Origin of the sequence: Klebsiella sp. D5A (assembly GCF_001620885.1) — a bacterium.
Lineage (GTDB): Bacteria > Pseudomonadota > Gammaproteobacteria > Enterobacterales > Enterobacteriaceae > Klebsiella > Klebsiella variicola.
The window spans coordinates 1-1217 of sequence record NZ_LOAR01000042.1 but is presented as its reverse complement, the minus strand read 5'-3'; the positions used below and the strand labels follow the sequence as shown (position 1 = coordinate 1217).

The window sequence follows — 1217 nt, the reverse complement described above, 5'->3', positions numbered from 1 at the left end:
CCGCCGGTCACATAGAAGCGCAGCATCGGACGGAACTCCGGCCCCATGCCGATGGCGATGTTCTGCGACAGCGTCAGCTTCCAGCCGTGGTTATCCCCGCCCTGGTCGTAATCCACGCGCTGGTAGCCCGCTTCCAGCCAGGTGGAGTGCACGTCGTTCCAGAAGTACATCGGTCGTACGATGGCGCCGTAGTTTTTACGGTTGTCGGTGTTGTCCTTGCCGTTGTCGTAGTCATGGAAAGCCAGCAGGTATTCGATCTGCGCCTGCTGGGTGAACTTATGGCTGCCCTCGAAGCTGGCGTAGACCGTGGTCAGGTCGTCGGTTTTGTTATAGACGCTGTTATCCGAGTTGTCGGAGTAGCGCAGGATCACCTTGTTCACCCCGCTGTCGTTGGTGTGGCTCAGCACCAGGCCGCCCTGCCAGGCTTCGAGGCGCGCGTCGCTGTCCACCGCCTTTGAGTCAAAGCCGTAGTTGGCGTACACCTCGACGTCGATCGGCCCGGCCTTGATGTTGTGGGTTTTGGTGGTCAGCGCGTAGTGGCCGTTGTCGCCGGTGTCGGAGCTGCCGGTACAGGTGATGCGCGACGGGTTGGTTTCATCGGCCATCACTTCCGGACTACAGGATTTCACCTGCGACACCGTCGCCACGTCAAACTGCACGCCGCCGATATCAAAGTTCTTCACCCCGGCGCCCTGGCCGTCGTGGTTCATCCAGAAGTAGTCGTTGATCCCCTGTTGCGGACGCTGGTGGAAGTCGCGGCCGGCCCAGATATAGGCGTTGGGGTTGGATTCCAGCACGTTGGTGACGCCGACGTAGGCCTTCTTCAGGTTAACTTCGTCGCTCCAGTGGTCGAACATCACGTTGAGATCCCAGATAGCCCCCTGCGCGCTTTTGAAGGCCTTGCTGATCTGGAATTCGCCGCCGTTGCTTTCGTTGCCGAGACGGCCGATCGCCGAGGCGCCGTTATAGGAGCCGTCGACGCCGACATATTTCTGGTCGCCGGTCTGGAAGTGGGCGCCATAGCGGGCATAGCCGCTGAACTTGAGGCCGAACGGAATGGCCATATCCGGCGAGGCGGCGGTTGTCTGCGGGTTGGTGATCACGTCGACCTTTTTGTTGGCCGCGGCGTCGATTTTCGCCTGGCGGTCGGCCAGCGCTTTATCAACGGCTTTGGCAACGATGGCGTCGATCTGTTCCTGCGTAAATTCTTGCGCCAT

Annotated in this window: 1 protein-coding gene; it reads right to left on the bottom strand. The window is 60.4% G+C overall.

Translation table 11 applies throughout. The features are described from left to right. Positions 1-1217 (bottom strand): carbohydrate porin (locus tag AS136_RS25905; RefSeq protein ID WP_063267128.1); only part of this gene is annotated, 1217 nt, incomplete at both ends.